Consider the following 26,436-nt stretch of genomic DNA (forward strand, 5'->3'; position numbering starts at 1 on the left):
CGTGGCTCTGCGTCCGTACGCCTGCGCGAACTGCGGGCACTGGCAGCGCTGGTTCGCGCCGCCGCCGTCCTGCCCGGTCTGCACGGACGTGCGCAACGCGCTGCCCGAGGAGGGTTGGCAGTTCGACTCCGTCGACGAGGTGGCGAACGGACGCACGGCACGCTGGGAGATGGTCGCCCCGGGGGTGACCGGCTACTGGGTCGAGCCGCAGCTCGGGCTCGGCAGCACCGGCTGGGTGATCGAGACCGACGCCGGTCTGGTCGGCTGGGAAGCAGCCGGCTGGTACCCCGCCGAAGCACTCGCCGACCTGCGCTCCCGCGGCGGTCTGGTCGCGCTCGGGGCGAGCCACGTGCACGGCTACGGCGCCCTCTGGCAGCTACAGGACGAACTCGCTCCGCCGGTGCTCGCCGTCGGCGTCGACGACCTCGTCTGGACCAAGGCGTTCCAGGTGACGTGGCCGACCGACGAGCGGCATCCACTCGCGCCCGGCCTGGTGATGTATCGCAGCGGCGGCCACTTTCCCGGCCACAGCGTGCTGCACGACGAGCAGCGTGGAATCTTGTTCGTCGGTGACCTGATCAAGGTGGAGTTGGCGGGCGGGACGCCGGTCGCGCTCTCCTGCCACAAAGCCTTCCACGCCCAGATCCCGCTCTCGCACGCCGAGGTGCGCCAGGGACGCGACCTGGTCGAGGCGCTCGACTTCGACGCGGTGGCCACACCCTTCGAGTACGCCGCGCCGGTCTCCCGCAAGCAGGTGCTCGCCCTGTTCGACCGACAGCTGCGGGGGCAGCCGACGGCCGGGCCCATACCGATCGAGGAGCTGACGTGACCCGAACCGTCGGACCGCGTACCCGCACCATCTCGGCGTCGTCCGTCGCCGATCGGCTCGCCGACGCCCTGCCCGCCGGCGAGGTCGGTGACTTCGACGTGTCCGGCCTGGACCGGATCGGTCTGCCGGTGGTCTCCGCCGACCACCTCGGCGTCGGCTGGCCCAGGGCCTCCGCGATGGGCTACGGCGCCACCGTCGAGCAGGCGCGCACCGGCGCGTACGGGGAGTTGGCGGAGGCACTGTTGCTGCACGGGCAGCTACGGGCGATGGTTCCCCGCCGGGCCTCGTACGCAGAACTGCGCACCGAACTGGGCACCGCGGGTGTGGTGGATCCCCGGTCACTCGTGCTACCCGCCGGGACGGTCGTCGACGACGACGAACCCCGCGCCTGGCTGCCGACCGTGCGCTGGCGCACCGGCGAGACGGTGCTGGTGCCGGCGGAGTTCTGCGCCTCGGCTGGTGCGGACCTGCCGTGGCAGGACCCGGCCGAGCGACTCGTCCCGGTGATCACCAACGGATCGGGCGCCGGTGACACGGTCGAACGGGCCGTCGCACACGGCCTGCTGGAGCTGCTGCAACGCGACGGCAACGCCACCGCCTTCCGCGCCATGGACGCCGGCGTCGTGATCGACCTTGACGAGGTCCGGGACCCGGTGACGCGGGCGACCTTGGATCTGCTCCGCTCCGCCGGCATCGAGGTGGTCCCGAAGCTCGCCTCGACCGCGTTCGGCCTGGTCGACGTGCACGTCGTCGGCGTCGACCGGGAACCGGAGACCCCGCCGCTGGCGGTCACCGCGTGCGGGGAGGCCGCCCACCCGGACCGGGAGGCCGCGCTGCGCAAGGCGCTGCTGGAGTACGTGTCGTCCCGTTCCCGCAAAGTCTTCTCGCACGGGCCGTTGGAGGTGCTGCGGCGGTTCACGCCGGAGGCGTACTGGCGGCGGGAGTTCGCCCGGCCGTTCGAACCCCAGGAGAACCGGGCGGTCACCGCGATGCGGGAGTGGACCCACCTCGACGGCGGCGAGCTGCGGGCCTTGCTGGCACCCGTGGTGCTGGCCCAGCGCGGCACCGTGGCCTTCAGCACGCTGCCCACCGTCGCGCCGGGAAGCCTGGACGACCCGAGCGCGCTGCTGGCCGAGCTGCTGCACCGGCTCGCCGACTTCGACGTGCTGGTCGTCGTCGCACCCGGCAAGGGGGCGGTGGCGGTCAAGGTGATCGTGCCCGGGCTGGAGGCGGAAACCATGTCGTACGGGCGGATCGCGGCGCGTGGGGTCGAGCGCCTCATGGAGCGTGATTCGCCGCTGGTCGGGCTCGGGACGCCGCCACACGCAGGTGCCGCACCGGTGGTCCTCGACCCGGCGGGCCGGGAGCGGCTGGGCGGCGACGCCTGGCTCGACCTGGCCGGCGTCGCGCACACGGTCGGCCCGCTCTATCCGCTCTACCGGGAACCGAGCCGGCACGTCGTCGCCCGGAGCGGGCGATGAGCCTGCGCTACGCCTACAACACCAACGGGTTGACCTCGCACCGGCTCGACGACGCGGTCGCCCTGCTCGCCGACTGTGGCTACGACGGCGTCTCACTCACTCTCGACGTGGCCCACCACGACCCGTACGCGCCCGATCTGGCCGGACGCACCCGTCGGCTGGCCGGCCGGCTCGACACGCTCGGACTCGCGAGCGTGGTCGAGACCGGTGCGCGATTCCTGCTCGACCCGCGACGCAAGCACCATCCGACCCTGGTCTCGCCGGACGCGGAGGACCGGCTGCGGCGGCGCGGCTTCCTGCGTCTCTGCGTGGACGTGGCGGTCGGGCTCGGTAGCGAGGCGGTGTCGTTCTGGGCCGGCGTACCCGAGCCCGGCGTCGACCGCGACCGCTGCTGGCACTGGCTCGTCGACGGGGTCCGCGACGTCGTCGGGTACGCCGACCGGCACGGGGTGACCTGCGCCCTGGAGCCGGAGCCGGGGATGGTGGTGGACGACTGCGATGACTGGGCGCGTCTCGCGGCCGAGGTGACCGGCCTCACCCTGGCTCTGGACACCGGGCACTGCCTGGTATCCGGCCGGTATGAACCGGCCGCCGCGGTGCGCGCCTTCGCGGCCCGGCTCGGCGCGGTCGCTGTCGAGGACATGCCCCGGGGCCGGCACGAGCACCGCGCCCCCGGCGAGGGCGACATGGACTTCACCGCGGTGCTCGCCGCGCTGACCGAGATTGAATACTCCGGCCTGGTCAGCCTCGAACTCTCCCGCGACGCGCACCGGGCCGACACGCTGGTGCCCGCCGCACTGGCCGCGCTGCGCCGGGCGGAGCCGCGGCCCGGCGCGTCCGCCAAGCTGAAGGCCGGCATGCGATGAGGATCTGCTTCGTCTCCCGTCGCTACTGGCCGGCGGTGTCCGGCATGAGCGCGTACGCCGAGAATCTGCTTCGGCACCTGGTCCGCGCCGGCCACGAGCCCACCCTGGTATCGCAGTACCGGGGCGATCGCGCGGGCCGCGCCGTGTACGGCGGGGGACCGCCTCCGCCGGACCGGGTGCCCGCCGGGGTCCAGGTGCACGCCCTGGAGGCGCACGGGGAACAGGCCGTGTGCCGGGGCGAGCCCGCGGACTTCGAGGCGGACGTCGCCGAGATGACCGACACCGTTCTGCGGCTGCACGCCCGCCGGCCCTTCGACGTGCTGCACGCACAGTACGCCTATCCCAACGGGCTGGCGGTGCTCCGTGCCGCTCGGACGGCGGGACTGCCCGCCGTGGTCTCCGTGCAAGGTGGGGATGGGCACTGGGTCGGCACGTGCTGTGCCACCCACCGACACCTGGTGCGGGCCGTCTTCGCGCACGCGCCGGCACTGCTGATCGGCTCGCCGTCCTTCGCCGCCGAGGTCTGCCACCGACACGACCTCGATCCAGGCCGTTTCACCGTCGTGCCCGGTGCCACCGACGCCGAGCGATTCGTGCCGGTCGCGTCGCCCGGCCGGGTGTCCGACCCGGCGGTGCTGCTCTACCACGGCCGCGTCGACGCGCGGAAGGGCGTGCTCGACCTGCTCGACGCGGTCGCCAAGCTCCGCGCGGACACGGTGCCGGTGCGTCTGCTGCTCTCGGGCATCGGCCCCGACCTGGACACCGTCGCCACCCGGATCACCGAACTGGCTCTCGGCGACGTGGTCGAGTTGCTCGGTGCGGTGCCCTACGAGAGGGCTCACGAGGTGTACGCCCGGGGCGAGATCTTTGTCAGCCCCACCTACGCCGAGGGCTTCTCCAACACCATCCTGGAGGCCATGGCCGCTGGCCTGCCGGTCGTCTCCACCGACGTGGTCGGTGTTCGCGACTGCGTGCGCCCGGACGAGAACGGGCTGCTGGTGCCGGCCGGTGACCCGGCGGCTCTCGCGGCTGCCATCCGCCGCCTGCTCGGCGATCCGGCGCTGCGCGCTCGGCTCGCCCGACAGGCCCGTGACGACGTCGAGCGGCAGTGGAGCTGGCCGGTGGTAGCGGGTCGGATCACCGCCGTCTACGACGGGCTGGCCACGACCATCCCGGAGATCTCCGACCCGCCGGTCGACACGACCTGTCGGTTCCGCACGACACCTCATCTCCTGTGAGCGCGAGGAGGCGTCGGTGGCCAACCCCGGGGTTGCGGTAGCGGTCAGCCCACATCTGGACGACGCGGTCTTCTCCGTCGGCGGCACCCTCGCGGCACTGGTCGCGGCGGGCTGGACGGTACGGGTGGTCACCTGCTTCACCGCGAGCATGTCGGACCCGTCGCCCTTCGCGCTGGCCTGCCAGCTCGACAAGGGGTTCACGGCCGACATCGACTACATGGCGCTGCGCCGGGCCGAGGACGAGGCCGCGTGCGCGGTGCTCGGCGTGGAGCCGACGCACCTGCCGCTGCCAGAGGCGCCGCATCGCGGGTATCCGGACCCGGCCGGGCTCTTTGCCGGTGTGCGCGGAGACGACTGGGCGGCCGCCGCGCTCATTCCGGCGCTGGGCCCGCATCTGGCACACGCCGATGTGGTCCTCGCGCCGCAGGCCCTCGGCGACCACGCCGACCACCGCATCGTCACCGAGACGGTCGCGCGACTCGCCCCGGACGCCCTCTTCTGGAGGGACGTGCCGTACGTGAGCCGACAGCCGGCGGCGGCACCGTGGCGCTGCGTACCGGCGGGTGTCGAGGCGGGCGTCGACATCAACGATCATCTGGCGGTGAAGATGGTCGCCGCCGGTAGCTACCACAGCCAACTCGACTTCCAGTTCGGTCCGACCGGGGTGGCTGCGCTGCTGCGCGATCTCGCCGCGGTGGAGGCTGCCCGGCTGCGCCTGCCGGGCGCGGTCGAAGCGTTGCGTGGCCGTGCGGAGCGTCTCGCGATGATCGGTGCGGTGTCACCACCGTTCCGCGCGTCCTCCGCCCGCTGACGGCACCTGCAACAGTGTGGCTATGCCTGACCGGCATGTGTGCCCTCTTGGCCCATCATTCCCACAGCATCGAGCCGTTGACCAGGAAACTCACCAGTGCCTCGGCGTCGAGCATGCGGGTACGTCTCCGCCGGTGCGGAGAATTAGGAGTCGGGGCCACACACGTGGGCCCAAGTCCTCAAAGCACGCCGCTGAGTCGGCCACGCCAGCCGCCGAGCACGTCGCCCGGGTCAGTGTCGAGCACCCGTGCGGACCGCTGCTGCGCAAGCGCTGGCATCGGCAACGGAGCCCGCCGCAGCGGTGCGTAGGCGTCCCGCCAGTTGCGTCGCCCACGGTTCGGCAGAAGAACCGGGGGAACGACTGAAGCTAGAAAGGGCTCAGCCACAGCGACCACCGTCGTCGACCGACACAGGGTCGGCGAGGTTGGCCGCGAAGATCAGATTTGCGTGATCAAGCGTGCTTGACCACCAGTACGCGAAACACAGCATGGATGCTGCAATTTGGTGTCCGAGGGGGGACTTGAACCCCCACGCCCTATACGGGCACTAGCACCTCAAGCTAGCGCGTCTGCCATTCCGCCACCCGGACCTGCTCGTCCAGCCTACCGTGTCGACCGAGGGGATCTTCCACCCGTCGGCCGCCCTGGTGGGCCGCACGGGGAGTTACTGTACACGGCCCGGGTGGATCATGCACATCAGCTTCCGGCCGATGGGTCGCCGCAGGTCGGACGGGTGACCGGACCCGTGTGAGCCGCAGCCAACCGGTGGACCTGGGTAGCGTCCGACAGGCCTCACGCGGCAGCATGGCCACGTGTCTCATCCCTCTCCCCTGGCCGCCGTGCAGCACCGGGCGCTCGCCCTGCGCGCCGCGGGCGATCTCCACTCCGCCCGTCGGCTGCTCAACGACGCCGTCGGCTCCGCCCGGCCGCCGTACGGCAAGGACCACCCGGATGTGCTGAGCACCGCGCACCTGCTGGCCCGCCTGCACCGGGAGGCGGACGACCCGGGTGCCGCCCGGCGCGTGCTGGAGGAGGCGTTCGCCGCCGGCGAGCGCCTCTGGCCGCCGTCCGACCCGCTGATGCTGGCGCTCTCCTTCGAGCTGGCCGCCGTGGCGGACGAGCTGGGCAACCGGCACGAGGCACGCCGCAACTACACCCGCGTCGCCACCCTCGGGCCCGCCGTGCTCGGTGTCGACCATCCTGCGGTACGCACGGCACGGCAGTATCTCGGCGACGCCGCTCCCGCCCCTCAGCCCGCCCCGCCGGCCGCGCAGCCCGCCATGTCCGCGCTCTCCGAGCCGACGATGTCGCTGGCGGTGCTCTCCACCACCTGGCGGCCGCACGAGCCCGCCGCGGCCGGCCCCCCGCAGCCGCCCGCCGCGCAGCCGACGCCGCACGTCGCTAGCGGTCCGCCGGCCGCCCCGTACACCCCGCCGATCCCGCCGCCGCCACCCGTTCCGGGCGTACGCGGCGTGGGACGCGCCACCCCGGTCGCCCCGGCGCCGCACCCTGCGGTGTCCCCGCAGCCGCCCTACCAGGCCGGCCACGCGGCGCAGATGCCGCCCGCGCCGCCGCAGCCGTATCCGGCCCCGCCGCAGGGCGCCCAGATTCCGCCCCCGCCGGTGGTGCCCGCCCCGCCCCGGCAGGAGTGGGCACCGCCGCCACCCCACGTGCCGGCCCCGCCGCAGGCACCGCATGCCCCCGGGCGAGGGCAGGCCACCCCGTACGCCGCCCCGCCGCAGCGGATCCCGCCACCACCGACGATCCCGCCGCCGCCGGTCGTGCCCGCGCCACCGGGGCCGGCCCGTGCCGCCGTACCCCCGCCTCCGGCCGTGCCGCCCTCGACGCAGCCGCCGTACGCCCCGGCGGTGCCCATCCCGCCGCCGCCTGTCGTACCGTCGGCGTCCACCGCCGCCCCGGCGCACCCTCAGGCGCCGTCGGCTCCCGTGCCGCCGCCCCCGGTCGTCCCGGCGCAACGCCCCGCACCGGCGTCACCGCAGTCTCCCTGGGCGCCGCATTCCGGGCCGACCCCACCGTCGGCGATGCCGGATCCCGCCACGCCCGCGCCGCAGCGCCCGCCACGTCCCGCCCCGCCTGCGGCGGCCGGGGTGGCCTCGGTCGTTCCGGCCCCGAGGACGGCGCAGCCGCCGGCACCGCCGGCGACGGCGGCCCCGGTGTCGGCTCCGCCTGCCGTGCCGCCACCCGCTCCGCCGCTCCCGCGGCACGCGGCCGCCGCTCCCGTCGTCGCCGCGCCGGAGCCGCCCGCCCCATCCGTGCCGGCCACGCCGCAGCCACCCGCCGCGCCTGTGCCGGCCGCGCCACAGCCACCCGCCCCATCCGTGCCGGCCACGCCGCAGCCACCCGCCGCGCCTGTGCCGGCCGCGCCACAGCCACCCGCCCCATCCGTGCCGGCCACGCCGCAGCCACCCGCCGCGCCTGTGCCGGCCGCGCCACAGCCACCCGCCCCATCCGTGCCGGCCATGCCGGCCACGCCGCAGCCGTCCGACGCTTCCCCGGGCGGAGCCGAGTCGGCCGCGCAGGCGAGGGCTGCGGTGCCCCCGACGGGACCCGCCGTTGCGCCGCGACACCGGGCCGCCGACGAGGCGTCCCCGACCGTCGGCCCGTCGGCCGGGACGGCGGCGCCCGGAGCCGAGTCCCCGTCGAGCACCACGCCGCCCGCAACGACAGCGGGGCCCGCCGCCGAGCCGTCCCCCACCACCGGTGCGAGCAGCGCCGCGGCACCCGGACCGGGCGCGCGGGCTCCCGAGCCTGCCGCACCGGACGTCCGGCCCTCGCGGCTGACCGGCTCCGTCGAGGAGGCCCCGCGCGCAGCCGCCCCGGAGGCGACCGCCCCGGCGTCGGACGCGGCGGCGCCGCCGGAGGCGCCGGAGCGCCCGGCGGGGCCGGCGCCCGGATGGGCCAAGCCGACCATCCAGGTCAAGCAGATCGAACCGCTGCTCGCCGAGGAGATCGCTCGCGCCGCCGGCACTCCCGCCGGACCGGATGCTCCGGTCAGCCCCGCCCGGTCCTCCGAGACGCCACCGCTCGACACGCCACCGGCAGCGGCACACCCCGCGCCGGTCAGCGCGCCACCGATCAGCGCACCGCCGTCGTCCTCCGTCAGCGCGCCACCGACGCCTCCGGTCAGCGCACCGTCCGCGCACCCGATGAGCAGCCCGCCCGTCAGCGCGCCCCCCGTCAGCGCACCGCCGGCGCATCCGACGAACAGCCCGCCGTTCAGCGCGCCGCCCGAGCATCCGACGAGCAGCCCACCGTCCAGCGCGCCGCCGCGGGGCGTCAGTACGCCGCCGGTTCCCCCCTTGCCGCCGATCCCGCCCCCGCCGTCGGTGATGCCACCGCCGGTCAGCGCACCGCCCGCTGTTCCGCAGAAGTTCAGCGCGCCTCCCGGGGTGCAACCGCCGGTGAGCGCGCCGCCCGGGGGCCAGCCGCCGGTGAGCGCGCCGCCGTGGAGCATGTCCGCGCCGCCGTGGAGCAGCACGGCTCCCCCGCAGGCGCTCACGGGCGCGCCGACCGACGCCGACACCGACGCCGAGCAGCCGGACGTCGAGGAGGAGCTGGAGCGGGCCGAGTCGCAACGGCAGCGGGAGGAGGTGGAACAGCCGGAGCCGGAGCGGGAGCGGGTCGACGACCTGCCGCCGGCGTACCTCGACATCGACGAGACGTTCCCGATGAAGGCGCAGCCCGTGCGGACCCGGGTGACGGCCGAGCAACCCGCGCAGCAGCAGGCGCCGGCCTTCCCGCCGCCGCCGGCGTACCCGATGATGCCGGAGCCCGAGGAGGGCGGCCGGAACCGCACGGCGGTCGTCGTCGCGGTCGTCGTCGCGGTCCTGGCCGTGGTGGCGCTCGTCGGCGTGGGCGTGCTGGTGCTCAACCGGGACGCGGCGGCGCCGACGGGACCCGCCGCGCCGTCGGCTGCCGCGCCGTCCGCCTCGGCGGCCGGACCGCCGCCGGGCGGGCTGACGCTGAAGGACGACTCGGCGACGATCACCCTGAACTGGACGGACCCGGCGGGTGGGGGGGTGCCGTTCATGGTGGCCGGCGGCCGGACCGGCCAGGCGCTGGGTGTGATGGCCACGGTGGACCCGGGCCGGACCAGCTACACGGTCAACGGGCTGAACTCGCGGGTGGACTACTGCTTCACGGTGCTGGCGGTCTACTCGACGGACTCCTTCGCCACGTCCGGGCAGGTCTGCACGGAACGGGAGGGCGACACGCCGTCGAGCTGACCGGATACCACGGCGCGGCGCACACGCTCGGTGTCCACAGGGGGACGGTGCGGGTTCCCATGCCCCCGACCCGGCCATATGATGGCACCCGGCTCAGGGGAGGGTCGCCGTCATGGCGTGCCACCTGCCAGGGACGACACGGGAGGCAGCCGGTAGTGGCCACCATCGACGACGCCGGGCACGCCGGCACCGGCCCCCCGCGTCCCCGGCCCCGCCGGATGCGCGGCGGGGTCGTCACCATCGCGACGGTGGCCGCGCTGCTGGCCGCCATGGGGCTCACCGTCCACGGCCTCGGCGCGGCGGACAACGCGGTGGCGAGCCACGACGCGAGTTCCTGGCTGTGGAGCGCCGCGCGCAGCGAGCTGGCCCGCGTCAACGGGATCACCGCGCGGGTCGACACCCGCGTCGGGGTCCCGGGCGCCCGCCGGCACCCGGTGCAGGTCACCCAGACCGACCGGCTGCTGGTCCTGCGGGACCTGAACACCGGGCAGGTCAGCTCGCTGGACCTGGCCACCCTCCAGATCACCGCGACCACCCGGACGACCCCGGGGCTCGGCGTCAACGTCGCCCTGCACGAGGACGCGGCGTTCGTCGTCGACGCCGTGCAGGGCGTCGTCCGGCAGCTCGACCCGCGGTCGCTGACCCCGATCGGCGAGCCGGTGCGCTACCCGCCGGGCATCACCGGCGGATCCTTCGACGGCGAGGGCCGCCTGTGGATCGCGGTGCCCAGCGAGGGCACCGTCTCGGCCGTCACCGCCGCGCCGCTGCCCTCCGCGCCCGCGTCGGCGGCCCCCGCCGGGGCCGGCCTCAGCCCGAAGAAGATCGAGACGTACGACGTCGCGGACGCCAGCCACGAGCTGGTCGTCTCCACCCTGGACGACGGCGTCGCCGTGCTCGACCGCACCGCCGGGACACTGGTGCGGGTGCAGGGCGGCAAGGTCCACAAGACGCCGCTGGCGATGGCCGCGCCGGGCGCGCTGCCGGAGCGGACGAGCGGGCCGGACGTGCCAGTGACGGTGCCCGGCGAGCGGCGGGTGCACGTGGTCGACAGTGGTGGCGCGGTGCGGGCGTTCACGGTGCCGGGCGCGGGCGACCAGCTCAGCCCGGCCGTGGCGTGGGCCGGCCGCTACTACTGCGCCGACGAGGCGTCCGGCACGGTCTACGCGTTCGACTCCGGCGGCCAGCTCGTCGACACCATCCGGGGCCGGGGCACCGGGCCGCTGGAGCTGGAGGTGCGGGAGAACCACCTCTTCATCAACGCCCCCGACTCGGCGACCGCGCAGGTGGTGGACGACAAGCACCAGGTCCGCGAGGTCGACAAGTACGCCAACGACGTGCTCGGCGGCGACCCGCCGCCGGCTCCCCCGCCGCCGCCCCCGCCGAAGAAGCCCGAGGTGGGCAAGCCGGGCGCCCCGCGCGGCGTCACCGCCGCCGCCGGCAACGCGCAGGCCCGGGTGAGCTGGCGGCCGGCTCCGGCCAACGGGGCGGAGATCGTCCGGTACGTGGTGCAGGGCGCCGGCCAGCGCGTGCAGGTGGGCGCCAACCAGCGGGCCGTGGAGATCAAGGGCCTGACCAACGGCGAGACGTACCGGTTCTCGGTGCACGCGGTCAACGCGAAGGGCGACGGCCCCGCGCGCACCAGCAACCCGGTGACGCCGACGGCGGCCGTGCCGGACCCGCCGGCCGCCGTCACCGCGCAGGAGCGCCCGGACGGCACGGTGCTGGTGAAGTGGCCGGCCGCCAACGGGCAGGGCAACACGATCGCGAAGTACGTGGTCACGGCCACGTCGGCGGGCACCAACGCCCCGGCCGGCGAGTCCCGCCGCGCCGAGCTGGTGGTGCCGGCGGGCGAGTTGGAGTACGGCACGCAGTACGCGTTCACCGTGGTGGCGGTCAACGACCGGGGCGCCGGCTCGGCGGCCTCGCCGGTGAGCAACACGGTCGTGCCGTACGCGCCACCGGAGCGGCCGACCGACCTGCGACCGACCACTGTGGCCGACCGGCCGGGCGCCGTCGCGGTGCAGTGGTCCCCGGCGGTGGCCAACGGCCGGCCGGTGACGAAGTACGTCGTGGACGTGGGCGGGCGCAGCAGCGAGGTGACCGACACCCGGGCCACGGTGGACGGGTTGGGCAACGGCCAGAACGTCACCGTGAAGGTGCGGGCGGTCAACGAGGCCGGACCCGGCCCGGAGGCCACCGCCACGGCCCGTACGGTGGCCGAGCCCCGCGTCACCGTGACGGGCTCCTCGGCGACCGCCACGTCCGCGACGGTGACGTTCACCGTGGACGCCGGCGGCGGCAAGGCGACCTGCTCGCTGAGCACGGGCGGTGAGCCGGCGAGGCCCGGCAACTGCTCCAGCATCACGATGACGGGCCTGAAGCCAGGCACGGCGTACACGTTCACCGTGACCGCGAGCAACGCCGCCGGCAAGGGCACCGGCACCCGCGCCCAGGCGACCGACGCCCTCTACGGCATCGCGACCTGCAAGAACGGGCCGGACGGCGAGCAGCGCACGTACTGTGACAGGGATGTCGACGGCCGCAACGGCAACGAGATCTTCAAGGTCACCCGGCAGGACAACGACCAGCAGGCCGGTTGGGCGAGGCCCGGCACCCGGCTGAAGGCGTACTGCAAGAAGTCGGGTGAGAACGTCGATTCCTGGATCTACAACAACCAGAAGCAGAGCACCTGGTGGGTGCAGGTCGACTACAAGGGGAAGAACTACATCCCCTGGGCCTGGCTCAACCTGGAGGGCGGCGACGACATCAAGGACCTGCCCACCTGCTGACCCACCCAGGCAAGGAGCACCACCGCCCGTGAACACCCCAGAACCGCTCACCCAGCCGGAGGTGCAGGGCTTCGCCGCCCTCGCCGCCCGGCTGGCCGAGAACGTCAACGCGGTGGTGCTGGGCAAGCCCCAGGTGGTCCGGCTGGCGCTGACCGCGCTCTTCGCCCAGGGGCACGTGCTGCTGGAGGACGTGCCGGGGGTCGGTAAGACCACCCTGGCCCGGGCCGTCGCGGCGACCGTGAAGGGACAGTGGCGGCGCATCCAGTTCACCCCCGACCTGCTCCCCTCAGACGTGTCCGGGGTGACGATCTTCAACCAGGCCACCAGGGGCTTCGAGTTCCATCCGGGCCCGGTGTTCGCCAACATCGTCATCGCCGACGAGATCAACCGGGCGTCGCCGAAGACCCAGTCGGCGCTGCTGGAGGTGATGGAGGAGCGCACCGTCACCGTCGACGGGGTCCGGCACCCGGTGCCGCAGCCGTTCCTGGTGGTGGCCACCCAGAACCCGGTGGAGATGGACGGCACGTACCGGCTGCCCGAGGCCCAGCTCGACCGCTTCCTGGTGAAGCTCTCCGTCGGCTACCCCGACGAGGCGGTCGAGGTGGAGGTGCTGCGCGGGGCGACGGTCCGCTCCCCCGAGGCGCTGACGGCGGTCACCGACACGGCCACCGTCGGGGAGATGGTCCGCATGGCCCGCCGGGTGCACATCGCCGAGCCGCTCTACGCGTACGCGGTGCGGCTGGCCGCGGCCACCCGCACCCATCCGCAGGTGCGGGTCGGCGTCAGTCCCCGGGGCGTGATCGCGCTGACCCGGGCGGCGTGCGCGTACGCGCTGATCGACGGGCGGGGCTGGATCATGCCGGAGGACCTGAAGACCCTGGCCGAGCCGGTCTTCGCGCACCGGCTGCTGCTCACCCCCGACGCGCAGGTGCGCGGGGTGACCGCCGCCGAGGTGCTGCGCCAGGCGGTCGCCTCGGTTCCGGTGCCGCTCCCCTCGGGCCAGCCGGCCCCGGTCCAGGGCTGACCGGCGACGCCGGTGTCCGCGCTCACCGCCCGGTGTGTCGGGCTGCTCGTCGCCGCCGTCGTGCTGCTCGGCGTCGGCTTCCGCTTCGCGTACCCGGAGCTGACGCTGCTCGGGGCGGCGGCCGGCATCGCCGTCGGATACGCCGTGCTGAGCGCGGCGTGGCGGCCCCGCCTGGAGGTGACCCGCAGCGCCGACCCGGACCGGGTGGCGCGCGGTGAGCCGGCCGCGATGACCCTGACGGTGCGCAACGCGGGGCGGCTGCGGGCGGCGAGCCTGGTGGCCGAGGACCGGTGCGGGGACCGGTCGGTCCCGGTGCCGCTGCTGCGGCTGCGACCGGGCCGGGACACCACGGTCCGCTACGAGGTGCCGACCGCCCGCCGGGGCGTGGTGCCGGTGGGGCCGCTGCGGGTGACCCGGCGCGACCCCCTCGGCCTGGTGGCGCTGGCCCGCCCGTACGGCGGCACGGTGCCGGTCTGGGTGCACCCGCGCGTGCACCCGCTGAACGCGGTGCCCACGGGGGCGGGGCGCAGCCTGGACGGCCGGGTGGACAAGGTGCCGCACGGGTCGATCACCTTCGACTCGCTGCGCGAGTACGTGGTCGGTGACGAGTTGCGCCGGGTGCACTGGCGCACCAGCGCCCGGGTGGGCGAGCTGATGGTGCGGGAGAACGTGGACACCAGCCTGCCCCGGATCGTGGTGCTGCTCGACAACCGGGCGGCCGCCCACCCGGAGCGCCTGGACGGGGTGGCCGAGTCGTTCGAGTCGGCGTGCGAGGCCGCCGCCTCGGTGCTGGTGGCCGCGTACCGCGAGGATCTGCCGGTGGTGCTGCTGCTGGTCGCGCCCGAGCCGGCGGGCGGGGACGCGGCGGCGCAGGGGCCGCTGGACCGGCTCGCGGCGGCGGAACTCGCCGGCGGGGGCGACCTCCAGCCCGCCACCGGTCGGCTGCGGCGGGAACGGCTCGGCGACACGCTTGTCTTCCTCACCGGGCCGGGCGGCCGGGACGAACTGGGAACGGTGGGCGCGCTGCGGGCCGCGTACCCGTCGGTGGTGGTGGGGGTCTTCGGGGCGGCGGAGCCGGCACCGTCGGGCGCGGCCGGCCTCGTGGTGATCGACGCCGCCGACGGGGCGGCGTTCGCCGCCGAGTGGGACGGGGTGCGCAGGTGGTGACGGTGGCCGACGGTCAGGCGGGGCGGAGCACCGGCGGCGTCGCGACGGACGCCGCCGGGCCGGCCGGGATCGGCGGCGGGGCTGGCGACGCCACCGGGCCGGCCGGTGGCGGTGGGGTCGCCCGGGTGGCGCGGGCGCTGCGGGCGGTCCCGGTGCCGCTGGCGCTGGTCGCGATGATCGGCCTGGCCGGCGCGGTGCTCGGCCGGGTCTACGCCGGCCCGCTGCTGACCTGGCTGGTGCTCGGGGCGGCGGTGGGCTCGGTGCTGGTCAGCGTGGCCGCCCGCCGGCTGCCCTCGTGGCTGGTCGCACCCGTGTCGGTGCTCGCGATGGCGGGCTGGACGGCCTGGTCGCTGCGGCTCACCGCGACCCGCGCCGAGCTGCCCGGGGGCCTGGCCGAGGTGACCGCCGACGCCGCCGCGAACGGCATCCCCCGGCTGCTGACGGCGATGATCCCGGTGGAGCCGACCCCCGACACGGTGCTGGTGCCGCTGGTCGCCGCGTGGCTGGCCGGTCTCGCCGGGGCGGAGGTGGCGATGCGGGCGGGGCGGGTGCTGCTCGGCTACCTGCCGCCGGTGCTGCTCTACGCCGCCGCGCTCTACGTGGTCGGCCCGAACGCCGACCCCGCGATCGGGCCGACGCTGGCCCTCGTGGCCGTGGCGGCGCTCGGGCTGGCGGTGCCGCCGCGCGGGGCGGCCGGCGCCGACGCGGCCGCCGGGCTGGCCCCCGCGGTCCGCGCGGCCGTCCGGGCCCGGCTCGCCGCCGCCTCCGCCGCCGGCCTCGCGGTGGTGGTCGGCCTCGTCGCGCTGCTCGGTCCGCTGCTCGCCGGCCAGGTCGACGGCCGGCCGGTGGACCCCCGGCGGTACGTCGAGCCGCCGCAGGTGGAGACCCTCGACGAGAACCCGCTCATCCGGATCTCGGGCTGGGCGCTGAACCCGGGGCAGCAGCTGCTCGACGTGCGTACGCAACGGTCGGGCCCGCCGGATTCCGTGCCGGCCGAGGAGCCGGGGCCCACCCCCGGGCCGGGCGCCGACGCACGCCCGGTGCCGATCCGGCTGGCGGTGCTCAGCGACTACGACGGGGTGACCTGGCGCGTCGGCGCCACGTACCGCAACGCGGGGCGGATCCTGCCCGTGACGGCGCCGGCGGCCGACAGCACCGTGGAGACGGTACGGCAGGAGATCACCGTCGCCGGGCTGAGCGGCCGGCTGCTGCCCGCCGTCGCCACCCCGCGCCAGGTCACCGGAGCCCGGGTGGCGTACGACCCGACGACCGGGACGCTGATCCGCCCGGAGGGCCTGACCCCGGGGCTGCGCTACGACGTGACCTCGGCGCTGGAGACGCCCGACTTCAACCTGCTCGCCACGGCGGGCGTGCCGGCCGGCGAGGAGGTGGCCCGGGTGCTGCGGGTCGCCGACGGGGTGCCGGAACCGTTGCGCCGGCTCGCCGCCCAGCTCGCCGAGTCCAACGGCGCCCCGTACGCGCGGGCCGCCGCCGTGGAGCAGTTCCTCGCCGAGCACTACCGCCTCGTCGCGGACGCGCCCAGCGGGCACGCGTACCCGAACCTGAACTTCTTCCTCTTCGGACCCCGCAACGCCGGCGGGCAGCGGGGCACCTCCGAGCAGTTCGCGGCGGCGTTCGCCGTGCTGGGCCGGCTGACGGGACTGCCGACCCGGGTGGTGGTGGGCTTCCGTGCCGCCGGCGACGGTCCGGTCCGGGCCGGCGACGCGTACGCCTGGCCGGAGGTGCTCTTCGACGGGCTGGGCTGGGTGCCGTTCGATCCGCTGCCCAGGCCCGACGAGGAACCGCGCCCGGTGGAGGAGGACTTCCGCCCCACTCCGGAGGAGCCGCCCCCGTCGGAGGTGCCGGAGCCCACTGTCGAGCCGACGGAGTCGCCCGAGCCGGTGGCCGCGCCGGGTGACCGGGCCGGCCGCGGCGGGCCGTCGACGGCGCTGCTGGTCGGCGGCGGGACGGGCGGCATGCTGCTGCTGGCCGGGGCCGCGCTGCTCGCGCTGCTGACGATGCGCCGGGCGCTGACCCGGGCGCGGCTGGAGCGGGGCGACCCCGGCCAGCGCATCGCCGGCGCCTGGCGGGAGGTCACCGACGCGCTGCGGCTGGCCGGGCACCCGGTGGGCGGTGAACTCTCCGCCTCCGAGGTCGCCGCCCACGCCCGCGCCGTGCTCCCCGTCGGGGCGGACGTCGAGGAGTTGGCGGGGCTGCTCAACCGGACGGCGTTCGCCCCGGGCACCGCCACGGCGGAGCAGGCCGCGCGGGCCGCCACGACGGCCGCCGACTACGTCGCCGCGCTGCGCGCCGCCCGGCCCTGGTGGCGGCGTCTCCTCTGGTCGGTGCGCCCCGGTCCCCTGCGCTGGCCCCGCTGATCCCCTCCGCGCCGCGGCGCGCCGCGACCCATCGCCGTCGCTGCCGCCGGTCCCGGTCGCCGGTCGCCGGTCGCCGGTCGCCGGTCGCCGGTCGCCGGTCGCCGGTCGAAGTGTTCGCCCCGTCAACCGAATCGCGAGTGGGATTTTGCACTCGCAGTGCACTTGTCTCGGTCTCCGGGGCTGCCTAGCGTCGCATCATGCCTGCTTCCTGGACCTTCGCCGTGGCCCGTGACGACCTGAGCCGGACCACCCTCGTCGAAGGCGTGACGCCCACCCTGGCCGACGGCGAGGCACTGCTGCGGGTGGACCGCGTCGGCCTGACCGCCAACAACGTGACCTACGCGGTGCTCGGCGACTCGATGCGGTACTGGGAGTTCTTCCCGCCCGGCCCCCGCGGGCTCGGCCCGCAGTGGGGACTCCCGCCACTGTGGGGCTTCGCCGACGTGGTCGCGTCGACGGTCGACGGGGTCACCGCCGGGCAGCGGGTCTACGGCTACCTCCCGCCGGCGGGTCACCTCCTGCTGCGGCCGGACCGGGTGGACGCGTCCGGATTCCGCGACGCGAGCGGACACCGGGCCGACCTGCCCTCGCCGTACAACGTGTACCGGTCGACCACCGGCGACCCGGCGTACCGGGAGGACCAGGAGGACCTGCTGGTCCTCTTCCGGCCGCTGTTCTTCACCTCCTTCATGCTGGCCGACCAGGTCGCCGACAACGACTTCCACGGGGCGGCGACCCTGGTGCTGTCGTCGGCGTCCAGCAAGACCGCGTACGCCGCCGCGTTCGAGCTGCACGGCCGGGGCCCGCGCCTGGTCGGGCTCACCTCCCCCGGCAACCTCGCGTTCACCCGGTCCCTCGGCTGCTACGACGACGTCCTCACCTACGACGACATCGCCGCCCTCGACGCCGTACCGACCGTCTATCTCGACCTGTCGGGGGCGCCCGCCATCCGCGCGGCCCTGCGGCGGCACCTCGGCGACCGGCTCGTACGGGACGTCGCGGTCGGGCTCACCACCCAGATCCCGAACGCCGACGCCGCCGACGAGGTGTTCTTCGCCCCGGTGCAGATGCGCAAACGCCGCCGGGACTGGGGGCGCGACGGGCTCGACCAGCGGTTCGCCGACGCCTGGCGACGGTTCACGGGAGTCGTCAGCGGGTGGCTCGACGTCCGGGTCGACGCCGGCCCCGACGCCCTGGAGCGCGCCTGGCTGGAGGTGCTCGCCGGCCGGACGCCGCCCCGCGTGGGTCGGATCGTCCGCCTGTGAGCGAGCTCCGCGCGCAGCCTGGTCGGCACGGGCCGGCGACCCTGGGCGGCTAGGAGCCGAGGTAGTGCAGGATCGCGAGGACCCGGCGGCTGTAGCCGGTCACGTGGGAGAGGTCGAGCTTGTCGAAGATGGTGTTGATGTGTTTCTCGACCGCGCTCTGCGACACGTGCAGGCGCTCGGCGATGGCGGCGTTGGTGTGCCCCTGAGCCATGTGGTGCAGCACGTCGCGTTCTCGCGGGGTGAGGCGGTTGAGCGGGTCGCTGTGGCTCGTGGCGGACACGAGCTGCCGGACGACCTCGGGGTCGAGTGCCGTGGCGCCGGCGGCGACGCGGTCGAGTGCGTCGAGGAAGTCCTCGACCTGGGCGACGCGGTCCTTCAGGACGTAGCCGACGCCTTCGGACCGGTCGGCGAGGAGCTTCGCGGCGTAGCGCTTCTCGACGTACTGGGACAGGACGAGCACGGCGACGTGGGGCCACCGGCGGCGGATCTCCAGCGCGGCCCGCAGTCCGTCGTCGGTGTTGGTGGGCGGCATGCGGACGTCAGTGACGACGACGTCGGGACGGTGCTCTTCGACGGCGGTGACGAGCTGGTCGGCGTCCGCGGCAGCGGCCAGCACCCGGTGTCCCTCGTCGGCGAGGAGGCGGACCAGTCCCTCGCGGAGCAGGGTGGAGTCTTCGGCGAGGACTATGCGCACGGCAGCTCCGCTCGGATCGTCGTGGGGCCACCGGGTGGGCTGTGCACGTCGAACCGGCCGTCGAGCGCGGTCACCCTGCGGGCGAGGCCCTGCAGGCCGCTGCCGTGCGGGTCGGCGCCGCCGACGCCGTCGTCGTGCAGGCGCATCTCGATCGTCGTCCCCCGCGCCTCGATGTCGATGGCGACCAGGGTAGCCCGGGCGTGTTTGGTGGCGTTGGTGATGGCTTCGCAGGCGACGAAGTACAGCACGGTCTCGATCGCCCGGGCGGGCCGGACGGGCACGTCGTAGCTGATCCGGACGGGGGTCGCCGATCGTTGCGCCACCATGCTCAGCACCTCGTCCAGGGTGGTGTGGTCGAGTGCGGCGGGGTAGACCCGCCAGGCCACGTCCCGCAGCTCGTCGATGGCGCGTTGGGCGTCCTCGTGCGCCTGCGCGAGAAGTGCGCGCGCCTTGTCGGGGTCGCGGCTGCGGCGTGCCCGCCCGAGCAGCATGCCGAGTGCGACGAGGTGTTGTTGCAGCCCGTCGTGCAGGTCGCGTTCGATGCGCTGGCGCTCGGCGTCGACGGCGGCGACGACGCCGGCCCGGCTGACCGCCAGCTCGCTGATCCGGCGCTGCAACGCCTGGCGCGTGTGGGATTCGAGCAGGCCGCGGGCGAGCCAGCGGTCCAGTGTGGCCACGCTGGCCATCGCCTGGAGGTTCACCACCAGCAGGGCGGCCCCGATGAGCCCCTGCGACAGGAGACCGGCCAGGCTCATGGTGCCCGCCACGAAGGACCGCACCACGATGGCGGCGAGCACGGCACCGACCACGAGCAGGCCGACGGTGAGCGCGCCGAGTGCCGCCGGCAGGAGTCGGGCGGCGAGATAGCCGAGCACCCGCGGTCCGCTCGCCCGGACCGGTGGCGGGGTCGGTTCCAGGGCGATGTCGGCCAGGCGGCGCCGCTCCCACTCGGCGACGCGTCGGGCGTACCGGACGGTGGTGGCGCCGACGCGGCGGCGCGCCGCCGGCACCGGCGAGACCGCGACCACGGCGAGCCCGGCGAGGAGCAGGAACAGCGACTCGGCCCCGGCGGTCAGGACACCGACCGCCACGCCCGCCACCGGCCGGCCCCTGCGGGCCACGGCGCCGCTCCACGACCGCCGACCGTACGTCGCGCGCTCTGGCACCGGCTCCTCCCTTCGTCTCTCGTGTCGTCCCGGGTCGGCGGCGGGCGGACGCGTGTCCGGCCGTCCGCCGCCGACCCGGCTACCGGTCACCGGTCACCGGCGACCATGATGACCTGCGTGTCGGCGTCGCTGTCGCGCGGTGCGGCATCGGTCCTGCGGCGGCCGGTGAGGAATCTCGGGGCCCACCAGTTCGCCTCGCCGAGCAGCCGCATGAGTGACGGCAGGACGACCGCGCGGATGATGGTGGCGTCGATCAGGATCGCGGCGGCGAGCCCCACGCCGAGTTGCTTGAACTCGACGATCGACAGGGTCGCGAAGATGCAGAAGACGGCGACCATGATGATCGCGGCACTGCTCACCGTGGACGCCGACGAGACGATGCCCTGCTCGATCGCCTGCCGCGTCGGTACGCCGCGCTGGACCGCCTCGCGGATGCGGCTCACGACGAACACGTGGTAGTCCATCGAGAGCCCGAAGAGGATGACGAACAGCATCAGCGGCAGCCAGGACACGACCGCGCCGTTGGAGGTGAACCCGAGCAGGCCCTCCGCCCAGGTGTGCTGGAAGACCAGCACCAGCAGCCCGTACGAGGCGGCCACGGAGATCGTGTTGAGCAGGATCGAGGTCAACGCCACCACCACCGACCGGAACGTGACGAGCATGACGAGGAACGTCATGCCGAACACGAACGCGACGACGGGCGGCAGCGCCGCGGCCATGCGGTCGCGGAAGTCGGCGTCGCTGGCCGTACGGCCGGCCACCGCCCACTCGGTGTCCGGGACGGTGCCGACGGTCTGCGGCAGCAGCTCGTCGCGCAGCCGTCGCAGCGACAGCGTCGCCTCGCTGCTGTCGCTGGCGCCCGCCACCCGGACGGTGGCCAGGAAGACGGTGCCGTCGGCGGACCTGCGCACCGTCGGGGGGCGGCCCTGGGCGAACCGGCCGTCCCCCTCGATCCGCGAGGCGAGCTCGGCGATCTCCCGCTCGACGGCCGGCCCGCCCTCGGCGTCGGTGCGGATCGCGACGACGTGGCTGCTGCCCAGGTCGTTGCCCGGGAACGCCTGCGCCAGGCGGTCGTAGGTGCGCAGGATCGGGATCGAGCGGGGCAGGTCGGTGGAGGTCGGCCGCTTGAGGTTCATCTCCAGTGCGGGGATGGCGACGACGACCAGCACTCCGACGGAGAGCACGAACGTCGCCAGCGGCGCGCGCAGCGCCGGGCGCAGGACCACCGACCAGAAGCGGCTGCGTTCCGCCCGCTGGATCCGCCGCCCGAGGAAGGGCACCCGTGGCCGGTCCACCCAGCGCCCGAGGATCACGAGGATGGCCGGCAGGACGGTGAGGGATCCGATCACCGCCACCCCGACGACCAGGATCGAGCCGGTCGCCATCGAGCTGAACGCGTTGTCGCCGACGAGGAACAGGCTGGCCATGGCGACCATGACGGCGACGCCGGAGACGAGTACCGCGTGCCCCGAGGTGGCGGCTGCGATCTCGACCGCGCTGCGATGGTCGCGCCCGTGCGCTCGTTCCTCCCGCTCGCGGCGCAGGTAGAACAGGGAGTAGTCGACGCCGACCGCCAGGCCGATCAGCAGGATGATGCTGCTGACCAGTTCCCCGGCCGGGAAGATGTGCGAGGCGAACTGGGCCAGTCCCATGGCGCCGGCCACGGCCGACAACGCCAGCACGACGGGCACTCCGGCGGCGATCAACGCGCCGAAGCTGAACAGCAGGATCACCAGCGCCACCGGCACGCTGATCAGCTCCGCCTTGACGAAGTCCGCTGCCAGCGTCTCGGTCAGCGCCTTCGACAGGGACGCCGACCCCACCTGTTCCACCCACAGGTCGGGATGCCGCTGCTGCGCCTGCCCGGTGGCCTCCAGCAGCGGTCCGACCCGCGCGTCGGCGTCCTTCGCCACACCGGTCAGCTCGACCTCGACCAGCACCGCGTCGCGGCTCGGGGAGGTGAGCGGGTCGCCGACCCGCGCCACCTCGGGCACCGCGCGCAGCCGCGTCGACAGGTCGGCCGCCACGGACTGGGCACGTGGGAAGTCGAGGTTGCCGGTCCGCGCCGTGATCAGGACGCTCTCCACCGCCGGGGCGTCGGGGAACGCGCCGGCCCGCTCGATGCGGTCCGCGCGGGCCAGTTCCCCGTGCAGGCTGTCCTGCGTGGTGGCCTTCACCGTGCCGACCAGGCTGCCACCGAGCACGCTGGCCACCACGAAGCACAGCCAGGCGGTGATCGCGAGCCAGGGATGGTTGGCGCTCCACCGGCCGACCCGCGTGGTGAGGGGAACCCGGACGGCGTGCCGCCGGCGGCGACCCGCCGGTGCGCGGTCTCCGACGCCCGTCATCGGCCGTCCGCCGACCGGCGCGGGGTCCCGTACACCGTGCCGCGTACGGCTCGGGCCGGGTGACCGGAGTGGACGTACGGCTCGACGGGTGCGCCCGGCCCGAACCTGGCCGGTTCCATCTCGTTCCCTGTCGCCGGTCGCGGACGGCGCGCCCTGACCAGGCGGGAGACGACGAAGTACCCGGCGGCGAGCGCACAGGCCACGATGACGGCCTTCTGGAACGTCCCGGCGTACGCCTCGACGGAGTGCCAGTTCTCCCCGAGCAGGTAGCCGGCCATCACGAACAGGGTGTTCCAGATGAGGCTGCCCAGCGTGGTGTAGAGCAGGAACGTGGCGAGCGGCATCCGCTCCACGCCGGCCGGGATGGAGATGAGGCTGCGGAAGATCGGGATCATGCGTCCGAGGAAGACGGTCTTCACCCCGTGCCGGGCGAACCACGCCTCCGTCCGGTCGATGTCGCTCACCTTGACCAGCGGCAGCCGCGCCGCGATCGCGCGGACCCGGTCGCGCCCGAGCGCGGCGCCGACGTGGTACAACACCACCGCGCCCACCACCGAACCGATCGTGCTCCAGAGGATCGCGGCGAACAGGTTCATCCCGCCCTGCGCGGCGGTGAACCCCGCCATCGGCAGGATCACCTCGCTCGGGATCGGCGGGAACAGGTTCTCCAACGCGACCGCCAGGCCGACACCGGGGGCGCCGAGCCCCTCCGTCAGATCGGTCACCACCCCCGTCAGACCGCCCTGCGACGGATCGGACTCCTCGGCCAACCGGCCAACGTGCATCGACACCTGCGACAAACGGATCATGCCGATGACGCTATGAACTCGCCACGGCCCGGACCATGAGGTCGACCGCCGGCCTCAGCGGACCGACCGCAACCGCCGGGGTGCGGAAAACCGCACCCTCACCGCCGACCGGAGTAGGCCCGTCGCCGCACTCGACGTCGAGATGCTGCCGGGGTGCGTGATCAGGGACGGGGCTCCTGGGAGCGGAGCCGGCGGACGAGCTTGCGCAGGCCGGACTGCCAGCCGTCCGGGTCCTCCGCCTTGCGGCGGGCGTAGTCGGCGACCTCGGGGTGCGGGAGGATCAGGAAGCGCTCCTCGGCGATCCCGGCGACGGCCGCGTCGGCGACCTGGTCGGCGGTGAGCACCGCGCCGGAGGCGGCCACGACCCGCGCGCCCAGGTGACCGGCGGCCAGCCCGTCGGCGAGCATGGGCGTGTCCACGCCCTGCGGGCACAGCGCGCTGATCCGGACGCCCTGGTCGCGGTAGGTGACGGAGAGCCACTCGGCGAAGCCGACGGCGGCGTGCTTGGTGGTGGCGTACGGGGCGTCGCCGACCGAGGTCAGCACGCCCGCCGCCGAGCAGGTGTGCAGCAGGTAGCCGCCGCCCCGGGCGAGCATCGCCGGCAGCACCGCGCGCGCCGCGTAGACGTGGGAGAGCACGTTCACCCGCCAGGCGCGGTCCCAGCCGGCGTCGTCGACCTCCATCCCGCCGCCGGAGGTGACGCCCGCGTTGGCGCAGAACAGGTCGATGCGCCCGTACCGCTGCTCGGTGTCGGCGACCAGCGCGCGGACCTGCTCCTCGTCGGTCACGTCCAGCCCGACGGCGTGGGCGACGGGGCCGAGACCGTCGGCCACCGCGCGGGCCGCGTCGGCGTCGAGGTCGGCCACCACGACGGCGGCGGCCCCCTCGGCGGCGAAGCGGCGGGCCAGGGCGGCGCCGATGCCGCCGGCCCCACCGGTGATGATCACCACCCGGTCGGTGAGGTTCACCGCGACCCACCCCCACCCAGGCGCGCGATCAGGTCCCCCAGCGCCGCCGCGCCACCGGCGGCGAGCTCGGGGGTGGGCAGCAGGGCCAGCACCGGCACGTCCACGCCGGCGTCGGCGTAGCGGCGGACCTGCTCGCGGCAGTGCTCCGGCGAGCCGTGCAGCACCAACGCGTCGACCACGTCGTCGGGCACCGCCGCGCCCGCGCCGCGCCGGTCCCCGGCGGCCCAGGCCCGCCACATCGGCCCGAGCACCTCCTGGCGGCCGAGCCAGCGGTGGAACTCGGCGTACGCGGGGACCGTGAGGTAGCTGGTGATGAGCCGGCGGCCCAGCGCGCGGGCGTGCGCGGCGTCCTCGGTGGGGCAGACGAAGATCCGCGCGACCACCTCGAAGCCGGGGCGGCGCTGGCCGACCTCGGCGAGGGCCCGGGGCACGTCGGTGGCGGCGAGCCAGTTGAGGATGACGCCGTCGGCCTCGGCGCCGGCCAGCCGCAGCATCCCCGGGCGCAGCGCGGCGAGCAGCACCGGCGGCGGCACGGCCGGCTTGCGGTCCAGGGTGAAGCGGCGCACGGCGAAGGTGTCGTACTCCTCGTCGACGGTCTCCCCGGCCAGCGCCGCGCGCAGGAACCGCAGCACGTCGCGGGTGCGCCGGAACGGCTCCTCGAACGGCACGGCGTTCCAGTTGCCCACGACGACCGGCGAGGACGCGCCGATGCCGAGCGCGAACCGGCCCGGGGCGGCGTCGGCCAGCGCCGCCGCGCTCATCGCCAGCAGCCCGGGGCCCCGGGTGAAGACCGGCGTGATCGCGGTGCCCAGGCGCAGCCGGGGCTGCCAGGCGGCGGCGAGTGCCAGCGGGGTGAAGGCGTCCGCCCCGTTGACCTCCGAGGACCACACGTCGGTGAAGCCGGCCGCGTCGAGGGCCGCGTAGATCGCGGCGTGCTCGGCGAGCGGGATGCCGTCCAGCGGCACGGTCATGCCCCATCGCGTCGTCATCGGTCGATGGTGCCCGCTCGCCGGGCCGCGGAGCAAGATCCTGTGACTTTCCCGGATACCGCGAGCCCGGCACCCCCGGGTGGTACGACTGCCAGATGGGCCCCGCAGCGAGTGGAGGCCGCTGACCGATGGCCGCCAGCGGCAGGCGACACCTCACGCTCCACACGAAGGACACGGGCAGGGCGACCTTCCTGGAGCTCTTCTTCGACCTGGTGTTCGTCTTCGCGCTCACCCGCATCTCCGCCCGTGCGTTCGAGGATCTCGCCCTGGAGCCGGGGGGCAGCACCGGTTGGGCACCGCTCACCGGCGGCGGCAAGACCCTGCTGCTGTTCTTCGCGCTCTGGACGGTCTGGCAGGGCACGGCGTGGACCACCAGCCGGTACGACCCGTACCACCTGTGGCTGCAACTGGTGGTGATCATCGCTCTGGTGTGCAGCATGGTCATGGGGGTGGCGATCTCCCAGGCGTTCCGCGCCACCGGCCTGGCCTTCGCGGTGGCGTACGTGGTGGCGCAGGTCTCCCGGCCGGCGATCCTGTTCATGGCGCTACGCCACCACGGGTCACGGCGGCTGAAACTGCGGATGACGATCGTCTTCAGCGCCACCGGCGTGCTGTGGATCGTCGGCGCGTTCCTGCCGAGCACCCCGCGGGTCGTGTGCTGGACGGCGGCCGTCGCGGTCGAGTACGTGGCGGCGCGGCTCGGTTTCCCGGTGCCCGGGCTGGGCCGTTCCAGGACGTCGAAGTGGGAGATCGCCGGCGAGCACCTGGCCGAGCGGTACCAGCAGTTCTTCCTCATCGCGCTGGGCGAGACGATCCTGGTGGCCGGGCTCGCCTTCGACGCGGGCACCCACGATCTCGCCCGGACCACCGCCTTCGCGCTGGCGTTGGCCACCTCCATCGTCCTCTGGCGGATCTACGTCCAACGGGCCGGGCAGATCCTCGGCGAGGCGGTCAGCAAGGCCCGGCACCCGGCCGACCTCGGTCGGTCGGCGGCCGACACCCACCTGGTCATGGTGGTCGGCCTGACCGCCGTCGCGATCGGCTACGAACTGGCGGTCGAACATCCGCTCGGCCATCCCGAGGCGTCCTGGATCGCGATGATCATCGGCGGGCCGGCGCTGTTCCTGCTCGGCCGGGCCCGCTTCGAGTACGAGGTGTTCGGCCGCGTGTCCCGGTCCCGGTGGATCGCGGCACTCGTGCTGCTGGCCGCCATGCCCGTCCTGACGCACCAACCGCTGCTGGTGTCGGCGGCCCTGGTCGTCGTCGTGTTGACCGGGGTCGCGCTCGCCGACGCCCGTCGGGCCAGGGGTCGCCCGCCGGAGCCGGCGGCCCCACCGCTCTAGCCATCGACAACTGGCGATCGATACCC

Annotated in this window: 18 protein-coding genes and 1 tRNA gene; 12 read left to right on the forward strand and 7 right to left on the reverse strand. The window is 74.8% G+C overall.

The window, feature by feature from the left end:
* Position 1: 1 nt before the first annotated feature.
* The 5 genes from ACN27A_RS09175 to ACN27A_RS09195 are packed head-to-tail and all read left to right on the forward strand — an operon-like array spanning position 2 to position 5,225.
* Complete coding sequence (locus ACN27A_RS09175) at positions 2–829, forward strand: hypothetical protein (RefSeq protein WP_421451453.1); 828 nt, start codon at positions 2–4, stop codon at positions 827–829.
* Positions 826–2,310, forward strand: coding sequence for a YcaO-like family protein (locus ACN27A_RS09180; RefSeq protein WP_421451455.1), 1,485 nt, complete (start codon positions 826–828; stop codon positions 2,308–2,310). The genes ACN27A_RS09175 and ACN27A_RS09180 overlap by 4 nt, the downstream gene beginning before the upstream one ends.
* The gene (locus ACN27A_RS09185; RefSeq protein WP_421451458.1) at positions 2,307–3,176 is read left to right on the forward strand and encodes a sugar phosphate isomerase/epimerase family protein; all 870 of its coding nucleotides are present in this window, start codon (positions 2,307–2,309) and stop codon (positions 3,174–3,176) included. Before ACN27A_RS09180 ends, ACN27A_RS09185 begins: the two co-directional genes overlap by 4 nt.
* Positions 3,173–4,414 (forward strand): glycosyltransferase family 4 protein, encoded by a 1,242-nt coding sequence (locus ACN27A_RS09190; protein ID WP_421451460.1) that lies wholly within the window; start codon positions 3,173–3,175, stop codon positions 4,412–4,414. Before ACN27A_RS09185 ends, ACN27A_RS09190 begins: the two co-directional genes overlap by 4 nt.
* A 16-nt stretch (positions 4,415–4,430) precedes the next feature.
* Complete coding sequence (locus ACN27A_RS09195) at positions 4,431–5,225, forward strand: PIG-L deacetylase family protein (protein ID WP_421451462.1); 795 nt, start codon at positions 4,431–4,433, stop codon at positions 5,223–5,225.
* Positions 5,226–5,726: 501 nt separating this feature from the next.
* On the opposite strand, the gene ACN27A_RS09200 is transcribed toward ACN27A_RS09195, so the two are convergent.
* Positions 5,727–5,813, reverse strand: a tRNA-Leu gene (locus ACN27A_RS09200).
* A 222-nt stretch (positions 5,814–6,035) separates the two neighbouring features.
* Here ACN27A_RS09200 and ACN27A_RS09205 point away from each other — a divergent pair.
* The 6 genes from ACN27A_RS09205 (at position 6,036) to ACN27A_RS09230 (ending at position 18,093) form a co-directional block, all read left to right on the forward strand.
* A complete protein-coding gene (locus tag ACN27A_RS09205) occupies positions 6,036–9,470 on the forward strand; it encodes a tetratricopeptide repeat protein (RefSeq protein WP_421451463.1) in 3,435 nt (1,144 codons plus the stop codon).
* 155 nt (positions 9,471–9,625) lie between these two features.
* Positions 9,626–12,259: a fibronectin type III domain-containing protein gene (locus ACN27A_RS09210; RefSeq protein WP_421451465.1), complete on the forward strand. Its 2,634-nt coding sequence runs from the start codon at positions 9,626–9,628 to the stop codon at positions 12,257–12,259.
* Between the two features lie 28 nt (positions 12,260–12,287).
* A complete protein-coding gene (locus tag ACN27A_RS09215; protein WP_357579430.1) occupies positions 12,288–13,283 on the forward strand; it encodes an AAA family ATPase in 996 nt (331 codons plus the stop codon).
* Between the two features lie 12 nt (positions 13,284–13,295).
* Positions 13,296–14,450 (forward strand): DUF58 domain-containing protein, encoded by a 1,155-nt coding sequence (locus ACN27A_RS09220; RefSeq protein WP_421451468.1) that lies wholly within the window; start codon positions 13,296–13,298, stop codon positions 14,448–14,450.
* Positions 14,426–16,828 (forward strand): DUF3488 and transglutaminase-like domain-containing protein, encoded by a 2,403-nt coding sequence (locus tag ACN27A_RS09225; protein WP_421451471.1) that lies wholly within the window; start codon positions 14,426–14,428, stop codon positions 16,826–16,828. Before ACN27A_RS09220 ends, ACN27A_RS09225 begins: the two co-directional genes overlap by 25 nt.
* A gap of 197 nt (positions 16,829–17,025) precedes the next feature.
* A complete protein-coding gene (locus ACN27A_RS09230; RefSeq protein ID WP_421451473.1) occupies positions 17,026–18,093 on the forward strand; it encodes a DUF2855 family protein in 1,068 nt (355 codons plus the stop codon).
* A 49-nt stretch (positions 18,094–18,142) separates the two neighbouring features.
* Here ACN27A_RS09230 and ACN27A_RS09235 read toward each other — a convergent pair whose 3' ends face one another.
* The 6 genes from ACN27A_RS09235 to ACN27A_RS09260 all read right to left on the reverse strand — a co-directional run bounded on the left by ACN27A_RS09235 (position 18,143) and on the right by ACN27A_RS09260 (position 25,049).
* Positions 18,143–18,787, reverse strand: a complete 645-nt coding sequence (locus ACN27A_RS09235) for a response regulator (protein ID WP_421451476.1) — start codon at positions 18,785–18,787, stop codon at positions 18,143–18,145.
* Complete coding sequence (locus ACN27A_RS09240; RefSeq protein WP_421451479.1) at positions 18,778–19,953, reverse strand: sensor histidine kinase; 1,176 nt, start codon at positions 19,951–19,953, stop codon at positions 18,778–18,780. Before ACN27A_RS09240 ends, ACN27A_RS09235 begins: the two co-directional genes overlap by 10 nt.
* Positions 19,954–20,039: 86 nt before the next feature.
* Complete coding sequence (locus tag ACN27A_RS09245; RefSeq protein WP_421451482.1) at positions 20,040–22,301, reverse strand: MMPL family transporter; 2,262 nt, start codon at positions 22,299–22,301, stop codon at positions 20,040–20,042.
* A complete protein-coding gene (locus tag ACN27A_RS09250; RefSeq protein WP_421451485.1) occupies positions 22,298–23,110 on the reverse strand; it encodes a DedA family protein in 813 nt (270 codons plus the stop codon). Before ACN27A_RS09250 ends, ACN27A_RS09245 begins: the two co-directional genes overlap by 4 nt.
* 161 nt (positions 23,111–23,271) lie before the next feature.
* The gene (locus ACN27A_RS09255) at positions 23,272–24,078 is read right to left on the reverse strand and encodes an SDR family oxidoreductase (RefSeq protein WP_421451488.1); all 807 of its coding nucleotides are present in this window, start codon (positions 24,076–24,078) and stop codon (positions 23,272–23,274) included.
* The gene (locus ACN27A_RS09260; RefSeq protein WP_421458410.1) at positions 24,075–25,049 is read right to left on the reverse strand and encodes an LLM class F420-dependent oxidoreductase; all 975 of its coding nucleotides are present in this window, start codon (positions 25,047–25,049) and stop codon (positions 24,075–24,077) included. Before ACN27A_RS09260 ends, ACN27A_RS09255 begins: the two co-directional genes overlap by 4 nt.
* Positions 25,050–25,195: 146 nt before the next feature.
* Between ACN27A_RS09260 and ACN27A_RS09265 the strand changes: the two genes are divergently transcribed.
* Positions 25,196–26,410, forward strand: coding sequence for a low temperature requirement protein A (locus tag ACN27A_RS09265; RefSeq protein WP_421451491.1), 1,215 nt, complete (start codon positions 25,196–25,198; stop codon positions 26,408–26,410).
* Positions 26,411–26,436: the final 26 nt, after the last annotated feature.

This window comes from Micromonospora sp. WMMD737, from assembly GCF_049179055.1.
Taxonomy (GTDB): Bacteria; Actinomycetota; Actinomycetes; order Mycobacteriales; family Micromonosporaceae; genus Micromonospora; species Micromonospora reichwaldensis.